The organism is Ammoniphilus sp. CFH 90114 (assembly GCF_004123195.1).
In the GTDB taxonomy this organism is placed as follows: domain Bacteria; phylum Bacillota; class Bacilli; order Aneurinibacillales; family RAOX-1; genus YIM-78166.
In genome coordinates this window covers 538254-561162 of sequence record NZ_SDLI01000002.1, presented here as the reverse complement: position 1 = coordinate 561162, position 22909 = coordinate 538254, and the positions used below count along the sequence as shown (strand labels likewise).

Annotated in this window: 18 protein-coding genes; 1 reads left to right on the top strand and 17 read right to left on the bottom strand. The window is 41.5% G+C overall.

The annotated features are described in order from the left end of the window. Positions 1 to 104: 104 nt before the first annotated feature. From EIZ39_RS07520 to EIZ39_RS07500, 5 genes are all read right to left on the bottom strand, one after another. Positions 105 to 1418 carry a UDP-glucose dehydrogenase family protein gene (locus EIZ39_RS07520; RefSeq protein WP_129199024.1) on the bottom strand — a complete coding sequence of 438 codons (1314 nt, stop codon included), beginning with the start codon at positions 1416 to 1418 and terminating at the stop codon, positions 105 to 107. Between the two features lie 138 nt (positions 1419 to 1556). Continuing rightward, positions 1557 to 2702, bottom strand: coding sequence for a glycosyltransferase (locus EIZ39_RS07515; protein WP_129199022.1), 1146 nt, complete (start codon positions 2700 to 2702; stop codon positions 1557 to 1559). Further along, positions 2699 to 3640 carry an NAD-dependent epimerase/dehydratase family protein gene (locus EIZ39_RS07510; protein ID WP_129199020.1) on the bottom strand — a complete coding sequence of 314 codons (942 nt, stop codon included), beginning with the start codon at positions 3638 to 3640 and terminating at the stop codon, positions 2699 to 2701. Before EIZ39_RS07510 ends, EIZ39_RS07515 begins: the two co-directional genes overlap by 4 nt. A 17-nt stretch (positions 3641 to 3657) precedes the next feature. Continuing rightward, positions 3658 to 4464 (bottom strand): glycosyltransferase family 2 protein, encoded by an 807-nt coding sequence (locus EIZ39_RS07505; RefSeq protein ID WP_129199018.1) that lies wholly within the window; start codon positions 4462 to 4464, stop codon positions 3658 to 3660. After that, a complete protein-coding gene (locus tag EIZ39_RS07500; protein WP_129199016.1) occupies positions 4457 to 5503 on the bottom strand; it encodes a glucose-1-phosphate thymidylyltransferase in 1047 nt (348 codons plus the stop codon). Before EIZ39_RS07500 ends, EIZ39_RS07505 begins: the two co-directional genes overlap by 8 nt. Before the next feature lie 375 nt (positions 5504 to 5878). Here EIZ39_RS07500 and EIZ39_RS07495 point away from each other — a divergent pair, with 375 nt between their 5' ends. After that, positions 5879 to 6400, top strand: a complete 522-nt coding sequence (locus tag EIZ39_RS07495) for a hypothetical protein (protein WP_129199014.1) — start codon at positions 5879 to 5881, stop codon at positions 6398 to 6400. Between the two features lie 63 nt (positions 6401 to 6463). Here the strand turns inward: EIZ39_RS07495 and EIZ39_RS07490 are convergent, their stop codons facing one another. The 12 genes from EIZ39_RS07490 to EIZ39_RS07440 all read right to left on the bottom strand — a co-directional run bounded on the left by EIZ39_RS07490 (position 6464) and on the right by EIZ39_RS07440 (position 22817). Next, positions 6464 to 12526, bottom strand: a complete 6063-nt coding sequence (locus EIZ39_RS07490) for a WIAG-tail domain (protein ID WP_129199012.1) — start codon at positions 12524 to 12526, stop codon at positions 6464 to 6466. 172 nt (positions 12527 to 12698) lie between these two features. Beyond that, positions 12699 to 13901 (bottom strand): glycosyltransferase family 4 protein, encoded by a 1203-nt coding sequence (locus tag EIZ39_RS07485; RefSeq protein ID WP_129199010.1) that lies wholly within the window; start codon positions 13899 to 13901, stop codon positions 12699 to 12701. A gap of 96 nt (positions 13902 to 13997) precedes the next feature. Further along, positions 13998 to 14312: a MerR family transcriptional regulator gene (locus tag EIZ39_RS07480; RefSeq protein WP_129199008.1), complete on the bottom strand. Its 315-nt coding sequence runs from the start codon at positions 14310 to 14312 to the stop codon at positions 13998 to 14000. Between the two features lie 187 nt (positions 14313 to 14499). Then, complete coding sequence (locus EIZ39_RS07475; protein WP_129199006.1) at positions 14500 to 14949, bottom strand: chemotaxis protein CheX; 450 nt, start codon at positions 14947 to 14949, stop codon at positions 14500 to 14502. Between the two features lie 175 nt (positions 14950 to 15124). Next, complete coding sequence (locus EIZ39_RS07470) at positions 15125 to 16183, bottom strand: YheC/YheD family endospore coat-associated protein (protein ID WP_129199004.1); 1059 nt, start codon at positions 16181 to 16183, stop codon at positions 15125 to 15127. Further along, positions 16180 to 17271 carry a YheC/YheD family endospore coat-associated protein gene (locus EIZ39_RS07465; protein WP_164984957.1) on the bottom strand — a complete coding sequence of 364 codons (1092 nt, stop codon included), beginning with the start codon at positions 17269 to 17271 and terminating at the stop codon, positions 16180 to 16182. The genes EIZ39_RS07470 and EIZ39_RS07465 overlap by 4 nt, the downstream gene beginning before the upstream one ends. Positions 17272 to 17410: 139 nt before the next feature. Continuing rightward, positions 17411 to 18118: a DnaD domain-containing protein gene (locus EIZ39_RS07460; RefSeq protein WP_164984956.1), complete on the bottom strand. Its 708-nt coding sequence runs from the start codon at positions 18116 to 18118 to the stop codon at positions 17411 to 17413. Between the two features lie 139 nt (positions 18119 to 18257). Further along, positions 18258 to 19547, bottom strand: a complete 1290-nt coding sequence (asnS, locus tag EIZ39_RS07455; protein WP_129198998.1) for an asparagine--tRNA ligase — start codon at positions 19545 to 19547, stop codon at positions 18258 to 18260. A 91-nt stretch (positions 19548 to 19638) separates the two neighbouring features. Then, a complete protein-coding gene (locus EIZ39_RS07450; RefSeq protein WP_129198996.1) occupies positions 19639 to 20220 on the bottom strand; it encodes an RIO2 family protein in 582 nt (193 codons plus the stop codon). A gap of 155 nt (positions 20221 to 20375) precedes the next feature. Further along, on the bottom strand, positions 20376 to 20516 hold the full coding sequence (locus EIZ39_RS26460; protein ID WP_164984955.1) for a hypothetical protein: 141 nt from the start codon (positions 20514 to 20516) through the stop codon (positions 20376 to 20378). Positions 20517 to 20595: 79 nt separating this feature from the next. Then, positions 20596 to 21720: a glycosyltransferase family 4 protein gene (locus EIZ39_RS07445; protein ID WP_129198994.1), complete on the bottom strand. Its 1125-nt coding sequence runs from the start codon at positions 21718 to 21720 to the stop codon at positions 20596 to 20598. A gap of 23 nt (positions 21721 to 21743) precedes the next feature. Continuing rightward, complete coding sequence (locus tag EIZ39_RS07440; protein WP_164984954.1) at positions 21744 to 22817, bottom strand: glycosyltransferase; 1074 nt, start codon at positions 22815 to 22817, stop codon at positions 21744 to 21746. Between the last annotated feature and the right edge of the window lie 92 nt (positions 22818 to 22909).

Here is a 22909-nt window from a genome sequence, read left to right as displayed (position 1 = left end):
TCTGTCTTCTTATCATATGGATTTATAGATTTATATGAAACGGCTGATAACCTAGTAGGAAAAATAGTCTAGAATAAAAGGGCTATACACCAAACAGCCCTGCCTTAATTGGCAGAGCTGTTTCTACCTACACCCCAGTACAGAAAACCATAAGACTCCAGTTCCTTTTGAGGTAGAACATTCCTCGCATCAAATACATGTTGGCCTTTCATTTCTTCCTTTACCTTGAGCCAATCAAGATATAGGAATTCTTTCCATTCCGTACATAGTAGGATCGCATCGGTGTTTTTAATAGCTTGGTAAGCCGTTTTTGCTAAAATAATATCGGGAAATCTATCCTTTATTTTAGAATGAACAATAGGATCATAGGCGATGACAAATGCGCCAGCTTGCAGTAAAAGTGGAATTAATTTCAAGGAGGGGGCTTCCCTTATATCATCCGTATCTGGCTTGAAGGCTAACCCAAGTAAAGCAACTCGTTTCCCATGGAATCCTTTCAATTTATTACTCATTTGCTCTAATAGCCATTCTGGCTGACTGTTGTTGACTTCCTGAACTTGTCGCAGGATGGACATTTCCATTTTTGCATTTTTTCCCATAGAATATAAAGCCGCTACATCCTTAGGGAAGCAGGAACCCCCATAGCCCACACCAGCTTGTAGAAAATGAGGACCAATACGCTTATCGAGCCCCATTCCCTTAGCGACATCCGTTACATCAACTCGTAATAGATCACAAAGCTTTGCTATTTCATTGATGTATGATATCTTCGTAGCGAGGAAAGCATTAGAGGCATATTTAATCATTTCAGCATTACGGGGCGTTGTAATAAAGAGCGGTGCATCTACTTTTTCATAAAGCTTACACATTTTTTCTTTTGCAACTTCAGAATCACTCCCAATTACGATTCGATCTGGTTTGCGAGCATCCTGTAATGCCTTTCCCTCCTGAAGAAATTCCGGATTTGAAATGACATCGACTGCCACTTGGAGCTTGCGCTGTCTGATTTCACTTATTATTAATTCTTTTACCCTATCCGCTGTACCTACAGGTACGGTACTTTTATTAACTACTATTTTATATTCACCAATTGATTTTCCGAGTTCCTTCGCTACATCCTCAACATAGGTCATGTTAGGCTGACCATTTGGAAGAGATGGGGTCCCCACAGCAATAAAAATGATTTCCGACTCTTTGACCGCTTCTGAGATATCCGTTGTAAAGAAGAGCGTCTTGTCTCTTAACTGCTCCTGTATAAGCTCCTCGACTCCTGGTTCATATATCGGTAAGATCCCCTTCGAAAGTTTAGAGATCTTTTCCCTATCGATATCCACTCCTATTACTTGGTGTCCTAATTCACCAAGGGAGGCAGCCGTCGTAATGCCGACATATCCTGTACCAATGACTGCAATCTTCATAGGCTCCACCTTTCTGTATGATTTTCTTTATACTGTATTCGGCAGTAACCTAGAAAGCATAGGACATAACCCATTTCACTTAGATTTAGACAACAGCCTACTAAAAAGCTAAAAAGGGAAGGGATAGCGCAATCACAGCTAACCCCTTCTCTTTTGTATTCTTCCTGTTCTTCTTTTTTGCCTAGCTATGATACTCCTTCTAAATTGAAAAACAACTTCATCCATCACGTTTTCTAGAGTTTTGACTTGCTTTAGTACATCATGATTATTTACGACAATTTCTCGAGCATTCGTAATAAGCTGTTGCCAGTCTTCCTGCTTCTCGATCGCTCGCAGCAGAGCGGTGCCAAGTTCCTTTGGTGTATTCTCCTTAGCCAACAAACCGGTTTTCGCCTGTTTCACTAATTCAGGAATTCCTGCATGCTGGGTTGCCACAACTAATCTCCCCGACGCCATAGCTTCCATAAGCACGTTTGGAATCCCCTCTTCGTTCCCATCAGCAGCCGTACGAGAGGCAAGCGCGAAGATATCACATCGTTGCATTTCTTCTTGAACGATTTCATGGCTTTGTCTTCCTAGCAGCTCTACATTTCTTTCAATCCCTAAAGACCATATTAAGGATTCTAGTCTTTCTCTTTCCTCACCATCACCAATAATGGTTAGTCTTGCCTTAGGGTAAGACAATACAACTCGAGAAAAAGCGATGACGAGATCATCCATTCCCTTTTTTTCGGTAAGCCGTCCTACACTTAGGATTCGAATTACCTTTGGATCAGCGTTAAATTTGGGTCTAAATTCAAACTTGCTTAGATCTATACCTGATTTGATTACTGTAATCTTTTGAGGACTACACCCTAAATCAATTAGCTTCTTTTTCATATACTCGCATACAACCGTAAAACGTTCCCCTTCTGAAAACAGTGCAGGAAGGGATTCCCTATAGTCAGGTCGTTTGTTAAGCTGCCGTGACACATCCGATCCATGAAAAGAAGTGAGCATGGGCAACCGAGCTGCTCTCTTCAAGGGCAGCATCTCCACCCCCCCCATGCCGAAACGGGCATATATCAAGCGAATACCCTGGCGGCGAAGAACTACTGCCTTGTTTCTTATATTCTGGAGACAATAGACTCGTTTATAAGGGAAGTTCTTGGCCTCGGGCAATATTTCCTTACATAATACATACGGCTGATACTCTTCTAAATGCTTGATCTGCTCGTATATGAATGTTTCGCTAAGCGGCAGATACCGCTCCCTGTAAACGACGATAGGCTTCCGATTCCTCATCGATAGAGATCCTTTATATATTGAATTTCAGCAAGCAAGCCTTGTTCTAGCGGCATCCCTGGTGCATAGCCTAATTCCTTCTTGGCTTTTGTAATATCAGCCCATGTATGAGGCGGGTCACCGGCTTGCTTTTGGTCATATTGAATACGGGGCTCTATTCCTGTAAGCTTTCCTATAAGATGGATCACATCCTTTAGTACTGTTCTTGATGTGCCTCCAATATTAAAGGCTTCACCGATTCCTTTATACCTTGCAGCTAGCAAATTAGCCTCTACCGCATCATCTATGAACGTGAAATCTCGTGATTGTGTTCCATCTCCATAGACAGTGATCGGTTCATTGTTTAACATCGCCTTAATAAATTTATGAAACGCCATATCCGGACGCTGTCCAGGACCGTAAACCGTAAAATATCTAAGAGATACCGTTGGTACCCCATAATTGTCAGCATAGAGATGACATAATTGCTCACCCGCGAGCTTTGTAACACCATAAGGAGATAAGGGGCGTGGGATGGTTGTTTCTGATGTACTTCCTTCGGTTAGACCGTATATCGAGGAGGAAGAGGCATAAATAAATTTTTTTACTAGGCTATTCTTCGCAGCTTCCAACATCATCTGCGTTGCTAAAATATTGTTTTCTATATAGGTATTAAAGCTTTTTCCCCAACTCGTGCGTACCCCTGGTATGGCAGCCTGATGAAAAACATATTCTGTACCCTTTAGGAGGTCACCCCAGTCAAGCTCAAGGATTTGTTGTTGCAAAAAGGTAAAACCCTCCCGTCCCATTAAGCCACCAATATTTTTTTCTTTAATTTTGCGATCATAGTTATCGGTATAGCAATCAATACCGATGACTTCATAGCCTTCATCAAGAAGCCGCTTGCTGAGGGAAGAACCAATAAAGCCGGCACAACCGGTTACGACCGTTTTTTTCACTGTCCATCACCAACCTGTTACTTTTTCTGGTTTTTTCTCAGCCGTAATTTCTTTACGATTAGTAGCCCCGCGCGGTACCCGAAAACAGGGCTATACCGATTTCCCCATCTGCGCAAAGAGCTGTATACCAACTCCTTGCGCAGATGATTTCTTGCCTGGTAAGCATCCTTATTCGTTAATTGCTGGCGATGCTTTCTCCTGTTATATAAGATTCTGTCAATCCAATATACGGGATACCTTTCTATTAATTTAAGGACCATCCTTCGATCCTCCATGATCCGTCCGTTGTAAGCATCATTTATTTCCCAACCACCTACTTTTCGTACGGACTCTGTACGATAACATCTTGGATGTAACATATAGGTCATATAGGTTAGAAACTCGTATTTATTTGAGAATTGTCGATGGCGTATGATTTTCATCGCTTTCCATTTTCCATGGTCCTTTTCATGCCACATACGGATATTGCCGTAAACAAGGACAGCTTTAGGCCTCTTTTTCATCGCTTTTGAAAATTGCTTCAAAGTGTCCTTCTCTAGCCAGTCGTCTGAATCTAATTGGATGAAAGCCTCTGTCTCGACTTCTTTTAATGCTCTATTCATCACTTGGGAAATACCTATATTTTCTTTAAGGGGAATGAGACGAATCCGCTCGTCAGATAAATAGGGCTCTACTCGCTCAACGGTGTCATCAGTCGAAGCATCATCAATGATAAGGAGCTTCCAGTGTTTATACGTTTGGCGAATGACACTTTGAATTGCATCTTCTATGAAATCCGCGCGGTTGTAAGAGGGGATAACCACTGTAAACGTTGGGTCAGTCATTGAGATCCCCCTGATTCCGCTTCATCGTAAGGCGAGATTTATCCCCTAGATAAAAATGAAGTGATTTGGCATTTGCTGTTCCTTCCAGATGGACTTCACGCCCGAATACGCTCTTGGAAACAGGATATTGCAAGTGGCTAATCACGTTTTTTTCCAGTAAGATACTTTGATCAATCTGGCAATTTTCTATACGGCATTGATCTTGGATCGATACGAATGGACCGATAACAGCATTCCTCAGTATGCAGTCATCTCCGATTACAATTGGAGCAATCAACGTACAATTTTCCACCACAGTGTTCTTTCCTAATAGGATTTGGCCTTCATATTCCTTCTCTAACATCCATTGGTTGGCTTCTAACCATCGGTCTACCGTACCAACATCCGAGTATAGTTTTCTGGTAATCGTGTAGGTTATCGAGTGCCCTTGGTCAATTAGCCACTGAATGGCATCCGTAATCTCATACTCCCCTCTGGCTGACGGCTTAATGCTATTAACAGCATGAAAGATCTGGGAATCAAACAAGTAAGCTCCGATAACGGCAAGGTTACTTTTAGGTTTCTTGGGCTTTTCTTCGAGCCGAACGATATCGTTCCCTTTGATCTCTGCAATACCAAAGTCTTGAGGATTAGGTACAGGAGACAACAAAATGGAGCCATTCGTTCGATTCCTTTGATACGAATCGATCAGAGTGCTCAGATCCTCTGCAATCAGATTATCTCCTAGCAGAAGAATGAAGGGCTCCCCATCAATGAATGATTCAGCCTGTTTTACTGCATGGGATATGCCCTTTTGTTCCGTCTGAAAAATATACGTAATATTTGCACCTAAGCCGTCCCCGTTGCCAATCAATTGTTGGATTCCGTCTTGGGAGGGATGGATGACAATACCTATATCCTTGATTCCATTCTTGGTCAAGTTTTCAATACAGTATTTCAAGACAGGTTTATTTGCCACCGGCAGAAGAGTCTTTGGCTGTGAATAAGAAAAAGGCTGCAGCCTTGTTCCTTTTCCTGCACACAAGACCAATCCTTTCATATTACCACTCCTAAGGAAAGTTGTTTTATCTCCTCCAATTCCAAGCAGTCCTCTCTCTCTTTTACACATCTAAGGTGCCTTGACTGCTTATTTAAGGTCCATCCGAACAGATAGGTTAGCCTTTATGGGTGATCTATTAACATAGTCTATGAACCGGAGAATACCATGGACACGGCTCGTATCCATGGACCAACGCCTTTAATTGGTGGAAAGTACTTGATGCCCTGTATTTTCAAACTATATCAATCTATTAATCGATGTAGGCCTTCGTCTAATATTGTTCAGGTATACTTATGTCCATTCCTTTATATCATTTCTTGAATATAGTAAATCATGGTTGCTAGCTAACCAAATATTAATTTAGGAGGATGTTGTATGGGAATTCTTCCATGTCCGAAGAGGACAACTGTAACTGTGATGCAGCAAGATTTCTTACTAAAGTTCCGCGGTGTTAAGGAAGTTTCGGAGGGAATTTATCGCTGGAGTTACCGAGTATTTTTCACGGATTTTTCAGATCCCGATCCTGCTGATGCCCCTAGTCATATGACATTGCAATTGGGCGATTGTATCCTTGCCGCAAATATTGTTAATTGTGGTGCGGTAGTAGGGGCAACTCCCGTTGCTGAATGTGATTTTATTGTAACCGAGCAAGACCCTTGTCCACTAGATTCTCCCTCCCCCTGTGCAGGTCAAAGAATAACAGGAATTAAGTGGGATATAATAGAGGACGAGATTCCAGACCCATTACAACAAAACTTTATTGATTTCTTTTTTGATATGGATTTGGATCTTGAAGTAGGTCCCGTATGTATCGCTGTGAAAAAAGGGGCTGGAGAAGGTTCTCTTAATTGCGGCGTGATTTGCGGTCCAATTTGCCCGGTTTGGATTCCCGAATAGTCATACAAAAAGACTGCTGAAGGTTGCCTCAGCAGTCTTTATTTCTTATCAGCAAGCAAGATATCATCTTCTTCGACGGTCCTTCCTGCTTCTCTTTCGGTTAGACTGGCGCACGCCAACGCTCTCTTCTCTCGTTTCTTGAACTTCTACTACGGGTTCTTCCATAACGATCTCCGTCTTCTCCCCAATGGCGATCCAAGTCACCATGCCTTGCAGCTCACCTTCCTGCTTACGACGGACAACAGTGATAGTTGCCGTTTTGGTTGCTTGCTCCTTCAGTACCGTATAACAGTCGGCATGATTGGACATCGCTACGATTACATATTTTCCTTCTAGATAAGGCTGATCAAGTTCTATTGTTACATCAACCGATTCCTCATCTCCTGTGAAAGAAAACAATCCAATACCGAATTGCTGAAACGTGTTCTTACTATCTGCTGCGGTTTGAACCGGATTAAAAGTTAATTTTTCGCTAGGGATCGACTCATCTGCGATGTGTTCTTGCCCAATCGCGCCGGAAGCAATTTTATCCGCTGTAACGGCTTGATTCCTAATGTGAGGTGTATCAATAGCATCTTGGGATATATGGTCTGCTGTTACACTATCATGGGCTATTTTCTGTGCATTTACGCTGGCGTCCTGTAGCTTAGAAGTAGAAATAATGTCTTCTTCCAGATGATCTTCTTCAATACAACCCAGACTTAGATGTTCGGAAGTGATGGAGTTTCCTTGAACATGTTTGCCAGAAATACTATTCTCCCGCAAATGCAAAGATCCGATGGATTCTGCTTGAAGATGCTGAGCTTGGATTGTTCTTTCCTGGATGTGCTCTCCGGAAACGGTCTCCTTAGCTATTTTATCTCCGATTACTGAACCATCCCTTAGCTTTTCACTTGTTACACATTGGTCCTGTAATTTTTCAGTGGAAATGACTTCATCTTGGAGATGATCTTTCGTGATGCTGTTTCCTACCAAATGCTCAGATCCTACGGAGCTATGGCAAAGGTGCTTACCTTCTATTGCACCGTCCTGTAAATGCTCACCCTTCACGGCAGTCTTCGCAATCTTATCTTCTGTAACAGAGCCTTCTGCCAGCTTTTCACTCGTTACACTTTCATTTTGCAATTGATTAGTGGATATGGCTTGCTCCTGCACATGCTCCGTCAAGATGCAATTCTCTTGTAAATGGACGGAACCAATAGTCTGGGCATGAAGATGTTTTCCTTCAATAGCTCCATCAACAATATGATCGGCTCTAACGGAATCCCTAGCTATTTTTTCGCCAGTAACCGCTTCGTCTACGATCTTCTTTGTTGTAATACTCTGGTCTTGTAAGTGTACTACTCCAACGACTTGGTCCGTTAGATGATAGGACCTGATGGATTGAGGCTGCAATTGGTTACCTGTTATGCTCTTCTCTTCAATCAGAGACCCATCGATGGACCCCATTCTTAGCTTTTCTTTCGTAACGGCCCCATCAGCGATTTTTTCTACTGTAACACTCTGATTTCCCAGTTTTTCAGATATGATAGCGCCATCTTGAAGATGCTTGGTAGCGACGCTTTTTGCACTCAACAGATCTGGCTCAATAATCCCTTTTTGCAAATGATGGCTTCCGATACCCTCATTTCGTATGAGATCTCCATAGATGCTTCCCTTGGCTATTTTGTCTTCGGTAATTGCCCCGTGAACCAGTTTTTCAGTTGTTACCGATTCATTCTGAAGACTCGACGTGGATACTGCATCATCCTGCAGATGCTCTTCTGAAACACTATACTTACCTAGGTGGCCCGCTGAAACAGACCTCATTTGCAAATGATGACCCTGAATGATTTCTTCTTGGAGGTGTGAGGATGAGATAGCCCCTTTTGCAATATGATCTTCTGTTACAGATCCTTCCGCAAGTTTTTCTTTCGTTACACTTTGTGTCTGCAAATGATTCGATCCAATTATATTCTCTTGCAGATGTTCCTCAGCTATCATGTGGTTTCCAATTAGATCAGAGGAAATACATCCTTTTTGTAAGTGAGAGCTGTCAACTGATGCTTCCTTAAGATGATATCCTGAGATGGAATCCCTAGCGATCTTTTCACTAGTAACCGATTCCTCATCCAGTTTATCTGTCGTTACGCTTGCGTTTTGAATCTTTGAGGCAGAAACGGCACCATTTTGAATGTGATGCTCCCCAACTGATTCCTGTACAAGCTTACCACTTGTTACTGATTGATCCTGAAGCTTAGACGTAGTGATAATACCGTCTCGAAGATGTTTGTTAAGAATAGAGTCTTTATCCAATTTCTCACTTGTTACCGACTGATCCGCTAATTTTTCCTTCGTTACACTTTCATCCTGCAATTTATCTGTGGATACCGATTTCTCTTTAAGATGTTTTTTGGTTATAGCATCCGTTGCAATCTTCTCTGAAGTGACGGATAGATCTCTAAACTTCTCGGTTGTTAAGCACTGCTCCTGCAGCTTGGATGAGACGATCGCATAATCCTGGATATGATCTGCCCTAACCGCTCCCTTAGAAAGCTTTTCTCCAGTTACAGATTCTGGACTTAACTTCTCCGTTGTCACACTCTCATCTTGAATTTTAGATGTAGAAACGGATTCATCCTGGAGATGGGCTGTAGATACGGATTCTATAGCGATCTTTTCGGAGGAGACCGCACAATCTTCAAGTTTCTCTGTTGTCACAGCGTTGCTTTGGAGTTTTTGAGTCGAAATTGATCCATCTTCTACATGCTTTCCAGACACAGCCCCTTCTGCAAGTTGATCCGAAGTTACCGACCCTGCACTTAACTTGGAGGAGGTCACGCTATGATCCTGCAGTTTGTTGGTCGAAACGGATGCATCCCGTAAATGCTCAACAGAAATGGAGTCTTTGGCCAGTGTTTCCCACGTAATGGCTTCTGGCTTAATTTTCTCTGTAGTGATACTTTGATCCTGTATTTTAGAACCCGTAATAGCACTATTGTGAATGTGGTGTTCAAATATACTTTGCTTTTTTAGATGTACGGATGCCACAGATTCTGCTTGCAAATGGCTGCTATGAATCGTTTCAACCGAAATATGTTCTCCTGTTATGGACCCCTTAGCAATCTTTTCGCTTGTAACCGAATCCGGACTTAATTTTTCAGTGGTTACGGCATGATCCTGCAGCTTCGTTTCGGATACAATTCCGTCTTGAAGCTTCTGCTCTGAGATGGAATGTGCAGCTAAATGATTAGATGTAATGCTTCCGTGAACGATATGGGATCCCTCAACGGTATTTCCCTGAAGATGAGTGCCTTTTATTGCACTTTCAGCAATCTTATCTCCAGTAACAGCTCCAGGACTCAGCTTATTGGATGTAACACTTTGATCCTGCAACTTCATGGATGTTACGGACTGATCTTCAAGATGCTTTTCCGTTACGCTTTCTTTCATTAAATGCTGAGAAGATATGGATCCTTTTTGTAGATGCTCTCCATGAATAGACTCATTCTTAATGAAGTCACCATCTATTGTACCAACACTTAACTTATCAATCGTGACAGAGCCAGGAGCCAGCTTCTCCGCCGTGATGCTTTGATCCTTTAGCTTTGAGGTTGTGACGGAGTTTTCCTGAAGGTGAGATTCGGATATGACGTCTGTTGATAGGTGTTCCGAGGTAATGCTCTCATTTGCAAGATGCTCACCTTGAATGACTCCTGCTTGAATATGTCCGCTAGCAATAGAACCAAACCCCAGTTTTTCGATGGTTACACTATGATCCGCTAGTTTACTGGATGTAACAGACTGGTCAATCAATTTATCCGTAGAAACCGATTCGGCAGAAATTTTAGAAGTGGTAATGGAGTGATCCGCAATCTGGTCTGTACTAACGGCTGCATCAGAGATATGCTGCTGTTGAATCGACTTCATTTGTAGATGGATAGAGTGAATCGATTCAGGAGTTATTTTCCTAGCGGTTACGCTATTATCCTGCAGCTTTTCACCTGAAATGGAATTAGCAGCTAATTTTTCTGTTGCTATTGAATTCGGTGCAATTTTATCAGAGGTAATGGAAAAATCAGCAATATGCTGACTCTGGACGTTTCCGATAGCTAAATGCTGATGGTACACCGACTGATCTTGAAGTTGATGAGCTCCCACCGACTTTTCCGCCAGCTTATCTTGCGTTACGCTGCCATCGGATAGTTTGGTTGTCGTTACAGATTGATTCATTAGCTTTTCTGTGGTAATCGATTCAGAGGCAATTTTCGGAGTATTAATAGCTGATTCTTGAATGTGACTAGTGCGAATAGAACCGTCCATGATATGGTGTGCTTGAATAGAGGTCGATTGGATATGAGAGTGGGTTACAGATTGATTCGATAGTTTATCTGACGTAACAGCGTGATCAGACAACTTGGAAGACGTAATCGCATGATTCTTAATATGCTTCGTATCTACGGATTCATGAGCCAGCTTCTCATCTGTTACAACGTGATCTGCAAGCTTCTCGGTCGTCACGGCTTGATTGGCAAGCTTTTCACTCGAAACCGATTGGGGGGCTAGCTTGGAATGCTTAATAGCTTCATCGTTGATATGAGTTGTACTCACCGAGTTCTCACAGATATGCTGCTTGTTTATGATCCCTTCTTGTAGATGCTGGGACTGAATCGCACCATTGGCTATTTTCTGTGCGCTCACACTGAAGTCTGACAATTTTCGGGTAGTGATCGATTGATCGATAATTTTCTCCACTGAAATCGATTCCGGGGCAAGCTTCGCTGTTGTAACCGCATGATCGCTTAGCTGCTGAGTCCCAATAATCCCTTCGGCTAAGTGTTTCCTTTCGACAGCTTGTTCCTGAATATGATGAGATCTAACAGACCCTTGGGCAAGCTTCTCCTCATTCACACTTGATTTAGCCAATTTTGAGGAAACAATCGACTCATCTTTAATTTTATCTGTAGTAACAGAGCCATCTGCCAGCTTGGAGCTATCCACCGCTTCTTCAGCTAACTTTTCCCTGCGTACAGACTTATCTTTGAGTTTCTCTGAAGTTACCGCTTCCCGAGCAAGCTTAGAGGAGATCACCGCACCATCCTCCAAGTGCTCCGAACGAATGGCCTCCTCCATGACATGTCTTGATTCAATGATCTTCTCCTGAATATGTCTTGAACCAATGACTTGATCCGACAATTTAGGTGAGGTAACTGATCCATTTTTTAAATGAAAGGAACTGATGGCATCATTGGCAATTTTAGCGGTATTAATGACGTAATTCGATAAATGATCAGATTGGATGCTGGCTTTCTTTATCTTCTCTCCTGTAATACTTTGGTCCTGAATCAATTCAGTCGTAATAGACTGTTCGTGCAAATGCTTCGTTTGGATTGATCCATCGGCAATTTTCATAGCATCAATCGTTTTATCCGCCAACTTTTCTGAGGTTATGCTATGATTCATCAACTTCTCGCCAGAAACGGATCGATCCTGCAGCTTTCTCCCTGTAATCGCACCTTCTGCAAGATGCTCTTCTTCAATCGAACTGGGGGCGATCTTGCTTGAAATGACACTATGACTCGCAAGTTTAGAGGAATGGACTGCGTAATCCTTCAATGCCTCTGTATCAATACTGCCAGGTTTGATCTTGGATGCATCTATCGACCTATTTGCAATTTTTTCTTTTGTTATGGCTTCATTAAAAATATCGTCTGTATAAATGATTGGCTCACTGCTGCTCTTTTTCCTCTCTTTTAGTACCGTTTCTTTATTTAGTTGATTGCTTTGATCCGTTTCTATCATCTTTGATGGTTTACTTTTTCCAGTCCCTTTTATTTCTGCCTTGGATGCTGTATCTGACTTCGATGGTGTAACTTCTTCCTGTACTTGTTTTATTTCTTTATCTTTGGAAGGAATCTCATCGCGGTTGGTTATGATCTGACTTTCTTTGGGTGCAACAGGAATTTGATTAAATACTCTTTCGGCTCCTTCAGAAGGTTTCTTTGGGTTTTGCTCATCAAGTGTGTTTATAATATCCAATTCATCAATATCTAATGGCGTATTAAAATCCCTACCCAAATTCAGAATTAATGGCGAGCTTTTCTTTTTCTTTCGAGAATTTAATCCGTTGCGCTTCGGATTGGGCATTACTTTTCATTCCTTTCCCCTAGACTCATGTACCCCTACTACACGTAAGATATTCATTCGCCTAAGTAATGCCACAAAAATTGTTGAATTTGGGTAAACGCACAGCTCGTCTTCTAGATCAAGTATCGTCCAACGAAAGTACCCTTTTCGCTGGACGATAGGTTTGAATCCATTAGGCCTGAGTATTATCCTCGTTGAGTACCAGTGTAACTGGTTGAGGCTCCTTTACTTCATTTCCCACTAACTTCTCATATATCCGAACATATTTTTTTGCCGTTCTAGTCCAAGAAAACTTCCTGACATATTCCATACCCTTTTTCCCGAACTCCTCCCTTAGTTCTTCGGATTCTAGTAACGTTCTAATTGAATCATAAAGCTCCTGCTGATCTCTATCTAGGGAGACAATTAAGCCATTTTTCTTATGTTTCACGACTTCTGGAATTCCGCCTCGGTCTGAAGCGACTATCGCTTTTGCGGAAGCCATGGCTTCTAGGTTAACGCGACCGAACGGCTCTTGCCACACCGAAGGAATGACAACAAGATCAGCTAGTTGATAAATATAAGGAATTTTGTGGGGCTTAATGAAATTAGTAAAAGTAACATGATTCCCCAATGTCTTCGTTTTGTTCTGAATTTTTCTCACATAAGGTGTCATCACATTCCTTCCGTAGCGTGATGCACCGGTAATAATGAGTTTAAGATTGGGATAATCTTTCACAAGCTTAGGCATGACGTCAAGGATAAGATGGATTCCTTTTTCCTTCAGCAGCCTGCCAACGAATAGAAGGGTAATATCACCATCTCTGATTTTCAGTTTCTTTTGCAATTTAGCTATTTTTTCGTCTCTATCCTGAGCTTTTTCGAACGGTTTAGGGTCTATCCCCAGATGTACGGCATGTGCTTTCCCTTGAAACGCAGGGAAACTCTTCACATAATAGTTACGTAAATATCGGCTGTTTGTAATGAGTGCATCTGCCTTTTTGGCAACTCGCTTCATAGCCTCCCTACTTATACACGGAGGGGAAGCAAAAACGGTAGAATGCATATTTAACACAACAGGTAACTCAGGAAACTTTTCTTTAAGGTATAAGACGTAGAGAGGCCTATTTTCCACCATTACTATATCAGGCTTATCATTATGCATATGTTGCATAATTTTATGAAGGTATTGGCTAGAGTTCATAAATATAAATCGCTTATAGTGTAAATCCCCTATTTTCTCTGATCTTCTGTATTCCGGACACTTTTTTGCATAGACGGTCACTTCATGTTCTTGCTCCAATTGTTCAGCAACCATTTGGATATCATGCTCCACACTACTTCCAATTACTGGGGGGACAGAAAAACTACCTGGGCTTATGATTGCAATTTTCATGGCTACACCCCTGCTATTTGGTTATTTGTAATAGGGTATGTATCCTCATAGTTCGAAGACACGGCACGTGTCTAAGAAGTAGCGAGTACTTTTCCCTTACTTGCGATCTTGTGGTCTATTCTTGTAAAAAGCAGCATTAAGCTGACCTTGTATAATTTGGTTTCTTAGTTTTCCTTCCATCTGTTTCTTCTCCATCTTGCGGATCTCGAATGTCTGATAACCATCCTCCATCTTATTTGCAATCTCTACGAGACGATCCACATCATTAAACGAATACTTCCGGGTACCGCCTTTTGTTCGATCAGGAAAAATCAACTGCCGTTCCTCATAATAACGAATTTGCCTCTCTGACAGGCCAGTCAATTCACTGACAATACCAATCGTAATCACTTTCTTCTCCTTGTATGACATAACCGCCCTCCCAAACGAAACATTGTATAACATTCTATGTTATATTATATTACACAAACACAAGAAAATGAAGAATAAAACCCTCTAGTCTTAATAAGATCAGCTTAGAGGTGTATGGAAGTCATTATCTCTTACATAACAAAAAACCTCTCTTAGACGCTGGACGCTCTAAGAGAGGTTTTATAATTTAATCTTTATCTATAATAATTACCATGTTTAGTTGTCCTATGGTTTCCATTTCAAATGGGATACTCACAGCTTGGTCGAATCCATAGAGCTTAGTTTCCCCTACCATTACCGTAGGCGGAGTGATATCAATCACATAACCTCTTCCCGCTAAATAAGTGGATAAGTTTCCGACGATCATGTTACCGAGTTCACCCGCAAATGATTCAAGCATTTGATTATCCAATTGCATGCCAAACATAGATTCTCCCAACTTACATAAGGTATCCATTTTCCCGTCAAGAATAAAGCGAATATGCAAATCACCTGTTAAACTGACAAGTACCCCCAATTCCTTCTGATGAACCGGAGCTTTAAACCACGTTGGAGACTGGAAGCTTACGGGTAGTGGGATAATAGTCGAGATGGATTCTAGGGTTCCTTCAATTATTGGTGCAATTTTTTCATCCATAGGAATTAGCTCCCTCTTTCCTGGTTGGTTAAGCCATATTGATTGTATCGAATCAGGGCGTACCTTGGTGTGATATTTATCACACGGAGTATGTTGTAAGTATAGCTGACAGTCTCCATTTTTTCTATATGTTTTATTGTCATAGGCAAAAGAAAAAGAAGCCTTCATAGGCTTCCTACCTCTTCCTTTTTAGTAGAAACTTCCCATAGCGAATCGGATTTTCATACGTCTTATACCATTGCTGATCTAAGTGACCGTGATGGAAGCTGTAACGCAAATCTCTTCCATTCACTTCAATAAAATACGGTCTTCCTTCACTATCTACCCCGATATCAAATCCCACATCAGCGAGGTTTGGTAACTTCTTGCCAAGGTATTCGGCAATTTTGAGTGATGCCTTCTTAATAGCCTGAGTTGTTCTGTTGACGTCTAGCCCACAAGCTTCAAATAACTTTTCACACCGCTTCACCTTGCCCCCCCTCGCTACGTTGGTCACATGGTTACCTCTTGCTGCAACCTTTCCGACCATACCCGTAACCTGCCATTGGCCATTTCTGCTTTTTTGTACGGAAACCCGAATATCGAAGGGATTCCCTTTATATTCAGCAAGGGGGATGGCTTCCTGCAGGAGATAGGTCTTTGCGCGTGTCTTCTTTTTAAGAAGAGAATACATCTTAGCTGCCTTCTTTTTTTCTCTCATTCCTGCCGCTTGGATCTTCCAATGTGTTGGGCTATCCTTCACAATGCGGATGATCCCTCTCCCTATACTGCTGCTAACAGGTTTAACGTATATCGAATCGTATTCATCCATCATATGTTCAAGATGTTTTTTGTTAAATTTCATGGTATGAGGCAAATACTTTCTAATGCTCTTTTTGTTCATAAGTAAACGATGAATGTAAAACTTGCTATAACGGGTATGCTGATTAAATATGATTCGTCCTCTAGTCAGTGACTGTAGTCTTTTAAACAATACCGGGTTAGCAGACATTGACCGGTTATGAATCACGTTTGGGATCTTTTCTTTTACGAGTCGGAATCTGCCTTTATTCCAAAGATATCCCTTTACACGATTACGAGAAATCTCTACATTAGGCAAAGAGAAGTACAGAATAGACATGTTATTTTTGTTTGCAGCTTTATTATAAAACGATATCTTTTCATGACCTGTTCTTCTAATCGGAATTCCTTTCCAAAGGGCGTGGTCAAGTAAGATTCCCATTCTTGACTTCATTGTACCCGCTCCTTCCGTTTTTCCAACAGATACCTGGCATAGGCTACGGGCTTTTCATAAGTTAATTTCCAAGTGTCTAACATATTGCCCTTAGCAAAGCTGTAACGCTGATCCCGTCCGTTCATCTCGATGAAGTAGGGGTGTCCCAATCTATCTATTCCAAAGTCAAAGCCTACATCCGCTAAATGAGGAAGCTTCTTCTCTAAAGCATGGACTATATTTAGTGCTAGTTCCTCAAGTTTATCGCTCACCTCACCAAGAATAAGATCGGGATACTCCTGAAGCAATTCCTCTAAGCGATACACTGTTCCCCCTTGAGCAACATTGCTCAAAAAGTGTCCTGGTCTAGCAGCCTTTCCAATCATTCCCGTAACACCCCATTTTCCTTTTCCATCCTTCTGAATGGAAACACGTATGTCAAAAGGGCTGCCTTTATACGTTGCTAAGCGAATCGTCTCTTGCAGGAAATAAGCTCGATTACCGACTAGACGCTTTAGACTGGGATATAGTTCTCCGGTCGCTACCATGTGATCTGCCAGCTGTCTTCCTGAGCGGTATTTCACATTCCATAATAAGGGTGTAATACGGTCCACCTTAATAATCCCTTCTCCTACGGTTCCTTTATCTGGCTTTAGCATGATGGAAGGGTACTGCTGTCCCATCTTCGCTAGTTGTGATAAAGAGAAGCGATCACTCATCGGCAGATACTGTATAAGGCTCTTGTGCAGACTTAAGATCTCAGCAATTTCCACTTTGGAATATCTATTCCAGAAATTAAATAGAGATACCCCTTTTTCAGCCAGTTTCTTGCAATATGTGTAACCTAATGGGGATTGGAAGATAGCCCGATTATGGACAACGCGCGGAATCTTGATGTGATGTTGCTTCCAACGCCCCTCACTTTTCACTAGTACGTTTACTTGCCCATTTCGTAGGGAAACGTCTCGCAATCGGAAAAAACAAGGAGTTAGATCGTAGCGTTGCCCTGATTCATAGTAATAATCTATATTTTCATGGCCGGTTTGATCTCTTGGTATATCTTCCCATAGTCCATCATTCACTAATATCCCGAGCCAATCTTTTTTCATCTTCATCACCCATTTAGTTTCTCACGATACGTTATGTTCCCTACAGAAAAATGTGCTTTTACCAGAGAAAACGGGCTTGTACCTGGAAACCGGCAAAAAAAAAGAGCCTAAAGAGATCCTCTAGGCTCAGTCATCCTGATTATTTTCCAGATTCGTTCTCAAGCCAATTGTAAAACGGAAAAGGCTCTACTTTCTTAGGAACTGCTGCTGCTTGCGGGGGCTTGCGAAACTTCAAACTAAAATCACGTGCCTGCTGTGGGGTGCGAATTTGATTTCTCTGCCATTCATATAGAATTCTATCAATATAGCGGAAAAACATTTTATTAGAGATGACGGCTTCACGTAAAGCGGCAATAATAAGTTCATCCGTGTAATGATCTTGATCTTGCCACATGGCTAAGGTTTCACATTCTATGGGAGAAAGAGGCCGGCCAAATTCCTGTTCGAAAATCGTAAAAAGATTTTGTTGTGGCGGCTTAGATGTTTCCTCTATCCTTGGTTGAGCTAGCTGTGACATAAAGTGCAAAGACAGTTTCTCATACAGAGCATCAAGTTGATATCTCTCCGAACGAATTCCGGTGCCCTTCTCCACTACATCTTCTATCGTCATATACCCTTTTTGTACTAGCTTCTGGAGCATGTTAATAATTTGAATTTCTTCCGCCGTCATCCGGCTGGCAAGTTCTTGAATCGTGGGGAAATCCTTACCTTCTTGGTTAAAGGTAAGGATCTGAATAATGAGCATCATCTCTTGATCGGTAAGACCCAATTCCTTATATTCTTTAACTAGAATAACGGGGAGGGAGAGATTCCCTTCCTTAAATATTTGAGATAACCATTTTTCCATGCTTCTAATACACCTCATCCCTATTATACTACTGGCTAGGCAGGAATGTTAGAATTGATCTTTTCCAACCTGAATGGTATGAGAGTAAAAAAAAAAAACTATATCGCTTCTGCACCAAGCAATATAGTCTCTTATTCATCTATGGATATAAACGGTTAAGCAATCTCGGGAATGGGATGGTTTCCCTTACATGTTCTACGCCACACATCCAGGCTACTGTCCGCTCTAAGCCCAGTCCGAACCCAGCGTGTGGTACAGTACCGTATTTTCTTAGGTCAAGATACCACTTATAAGCTTCCTCATCAAGCTTATGCTCTTCATAGCGTTGCTTCATGAGTTCAAGATCGTCAATCCGTTGACTTCCCCCGATAATCTCACCATATCCTTCAGGAGCAATAAGGTCCGCACATAGAACCACTTCCGGTCGATTAGGATCTGGCTTCATATAAAACGCTTTGATACCTGCGGGATAATGTGTAATGAAGACAGGCTTATCAAAGTGTTCAGCAATGGCCGTTTCATCAGGTGCCCCAAAATCATCTCCCCACTTAATCTCGTGTCCCTTTTCTTGAAGCAACTTAATAGCATCGTCGTATGTGATGCGTGGGAAAGGAGCTTGAATGTTCTCAAGCTTACTGATATCACGATCTAATACCTTCAATTCCTTCTGACAATTCTTCAACACCGACGCCGCAACATGACTGACGAAGTTCTCCTGAATGATAAGACTCTCTTCATGATCACAGAACGCCATCTCAGGCTCGACCATCCAGAATTCAATAAGATGGCGTCTTGTCTTCGATTTCTCAGCTCGGAAGGTGGGGCCAAATGTAAATACACGCCCTAGTGCCATCGCAGCAGCTTCCGCATAGAGCTGTCCGCTCTGAGAAAGATAGGCATCTTCATCAAAGTACTTGGTATGAAATAGAGAGGTTGTCCCTTCAGCAGATGTTGGTGTCAGAATCGGAGAATCCACCTTGGTAAAACCATTTTCATGGAAAAACTCATACATAGAACGGATAATCTCCGAGCGAATAGCAAGGATCGCTCTCTGTCTTGGAGAGCGAATCCATAGATGACGGTGGTCCATCAGAAACTCTACTCCGTGCTCCTTAAGAGAAATCGGATATTCTTCTGCAATTTGTATGATTTCAATTCCCGTTACAGTAAGCTCATAGCCGCTTGGCGCACGTTCCTCGGCTCGTACAATCCCTGTTACATAAAGGGAACTCTCTTGCGTTAGCTCCTTTGCTCTTTCCCATACTTCAGGAGTTGCTTCCGCCTTCACCAAGACTCCTTGAACAAAACCGGAACCATCTCTTAACTGAAGGAACTGAATTTTTCCACTTGATCTTTTATTGTATAGCCAGACCCCAATTCGGATTTCTTGACCTTCAAAGCGTCCTAACTGACTGATAGTTGGATTCATATATAAACAGCCTCCATTATTTAACAACAATATGTATTATTGCCCTTAGAATTATACAATTCCAAGGGGGGAAAAGCAACTGAAAGTGCTTTCACCGTCTCCATTCTTTATAGAGGGCACGATCTATTTTCTTTACCTCTTTCAAAAAAGGTTTGAGTAACTTTTCCCTTTTCAGGTCTTTAAGAAATAGCCGAGGTTTTGAGCTCTTGGTTGTATACGCATTTACATGATCCACGACTTTCAATTCTTCATCCTTTGTCACAAGGATATGGCGAAGCCTCATATCAAGTCTAGTAAATTTTAGCTTCTTCATATTCGAAAGAATATCTAAAACTTGCTTAACGATAAGTTCGGAAACTTCACCATGTTTGCGTAAATGTCTTTTTAAATCCTTTCCCTTGATATATTCCATCACAATATAAGTAGGCGCTGACTCGTAGAGTTTAGGCATAAAGGACATCCTTTGTCCTGCTTCGATTGCTTTTAGTTCTTTTTTGGCACTTGTTTTTTTTGCATAGATCTTTACACAACGCTTGGAGGATAGTTTGAATACCGCACCCTGCGCTCCTTGTCCGATCAATTTGTATGTTGTGGGGTTTTTCACCTTTAATTTCGTTTCTCCCAACTTTCTTTGCTCTCTGACTTTTACCTTAATAGACTTGAAGTCTTCCATTTCATCCACCTCCTACTAAAAAATGCTATATACTTAATCTATGCATGTGAAAATAAAAAGCATTAGATGTTTGATGTTTTTTTGAACAATGCGCACATGTCTATATAAAAAGGCACGAAATCCTAACGATTTCATGCCTTAAATTTATGGGTAACTTAGGTTGACGGACGATTCGGACCATCGAGTTTCTTATCCCCATAGCCAGGAGCTTGTTCTTTTGCTGCTTCGGGCTGGTTCGTCATTTCATGCTGACGAATATTATCATTTGTACTTTGACGTTTCTTCGAGTATTTCATGGTTGGATTCTCCTCCTTCGCACCGTTTCGTATTTATCATCTTCACTTTTGTAGCATTTTATGTGTAAGGAGAGTTTCTCTAGATCAAAGAGTGATAAAGCTTTAACCAATCTTGCGATACTCTGTCAAAGTGATAGGTTTCGGCAGCGAGCTTGCGATTCAACCTTCCCATGAGTCGGGCCCGTAGAGGTTGTTTTATTAGTCTAATCGCATGTTTAGCATATACTTTCGGATTTTTATAATCCTTAATGATATAGCCTGTTTTTCCTTCATGAACGACTTCACCATTTCCTCCTCGTTTCGTCGTGATGATGGGCAGTCCTGCTGCCATGGCCTCATAATGAACCCTTGCAAGCGGTTCTTTCCATTGGGAAGCGCAAATAAAGAGATCTGCAGCCGCAAAATATCGAGGAATGTCATCTACAGGGACGTACGAAGTAAATACAATTCTTTTTTTTAGAGGTTTAGCACGTTTTTGAAGATAATTCCAATATTTATCCTTTTTATCATCAGCATACCACTTACTCCCCACTACTAGTAAGGTTGCTCTTGGCACATGCTGAACAATTTTCCTCATTGCATGAACTAAATGATGGCATCCCTTATAAGGAACCAACCGACTAACAAAAAGGATAAGTGGATCTTTAGCCTTGATTCCGTACTCTTTTCGGATTTGCCTCCTCCATTGTTTCCCTTTTTCTGACCAAACTGGTGCATATTCTTGCAAATCGACTCCCGTATAGATCGGTTGAATTTTTCCTTTAGCTGCGGGATAATCCTTGATAGTCTCTTTTGCTACAAACTGACTAACTGTCATGATTTGATCTGCATCTCTAAGTGAAAACGATCCGTGTTTTTCTGAATCATTTAGGAGATTATGCAAGGAGAGGACGAATTTAGATTGGGGGGAAATTTTCCTTAGCTTCGTTATCCAACCAGGTCGATTAAACGTTTGAATAATATCATAACTTTTACGTGAGATGTGAGAGCTGACCTCATCAAAAAAAGTCTCTGTTGGATATCTTATATACTTTACGCCTTTTACCGTCTCTTTATCCTTTAGAGCTGGATCGGTAATAGAATACACTGTGACTTCATGTTCCTTAGCCAAAATCGGTGCTACTCTAGAGATTAGGAGTTGAATAGCCCCTCCCTTTACCGGTGGACAGGGACCCCGATCGGAACTGATCAACGCAATTTTCATGTGATTTCATCCCTTCCCGCCACTTAGGCTTTCTTTACCAGTTTTCTATACAATCTTTCTAACTTTCGAACTTGATGTTTCATATTAAACTGTTTTAGTACTTTATCCCTTCCTCTTCTTCCCATCTCCCCCCATCGCTCAGGATGATGGATAAGCTTTAGTATTGATTCAGCTAAAGCCTTTTTATCTTTTTCCTTAACAAGATAACCCGTTTTCTTATGCTCAACGAGTTCAGGAATTCCTCCATGCCATGTAGAGACTACAGGCAACCCGCAAGCCATCGCTTCCTTAATGACATTAGGAATTCCTTCTTGATTTCCTCCCTTTGCTTTAATGCTAGCCAGAACGAAAATATGAGCTTTTTGCATCTCCTTTTGAACTTTTTCATGAGACAATCTTCCTAAGAAATGCACCTTATCTCGGATTCCTTTCTTCCTCGCACGTCTTTTTAATTCTTTTTTTAATGGTCCATCACCTACAATTCGCAGTTCCACTTTTGGAAATTGTTTATGCACCCGAGAAAACGCGGAGAGTAAGTATTTCATTCCTTTCTTTTCAACAAGCCGACCAACAGATAGGATAATGATTTTTTCACGTTTATTTAGCGCCCTTTTTTTGAATCCAAACTCGTTCACATTGATCCCGCTATACTGAATGTGGATTTTTTTCTTAGGACAACCGAAACGAATAAGAATCCTCTTCATATCTTTTGAGGGCACAGTGAAACCTTCCCCACTCTTAAACAACTGCTTCAGTTCTTTTCGGTAAGTATCACTTCTTTTGCGGTTGGTTGGAAGATCTGATCCATGAAAGGATGTTAGCATAGGGATTCCTAGCTTCTTCTTAACCGGTAGAACAGCCACGCCAATGGTACCAAATCGGGCATGAATAAGCTTTATTTTTCTTTTGCGGAGAATTCTCTCTAGTTGCTCGCGCTTTTTATACTTATAGACTCTCTTAAAGGGGAATTCTTTCTTATTAATCCTTCGTTGGGTACAAAGGATAGCCTTTGTTTTTTTTAGATTCGTCAGCTCATTATAGATAAAAGTCTCACTAATCGGTAGAAAGACAGAGCGAATGACAGCAACCTTTCGCAAGGTATCCCTCCTCAAATATACCTCCTCAAATACAACTGACAAGGACTGTTATTGTATTGTATGGATAACTTTAATTCCGCTCATAGACAAAC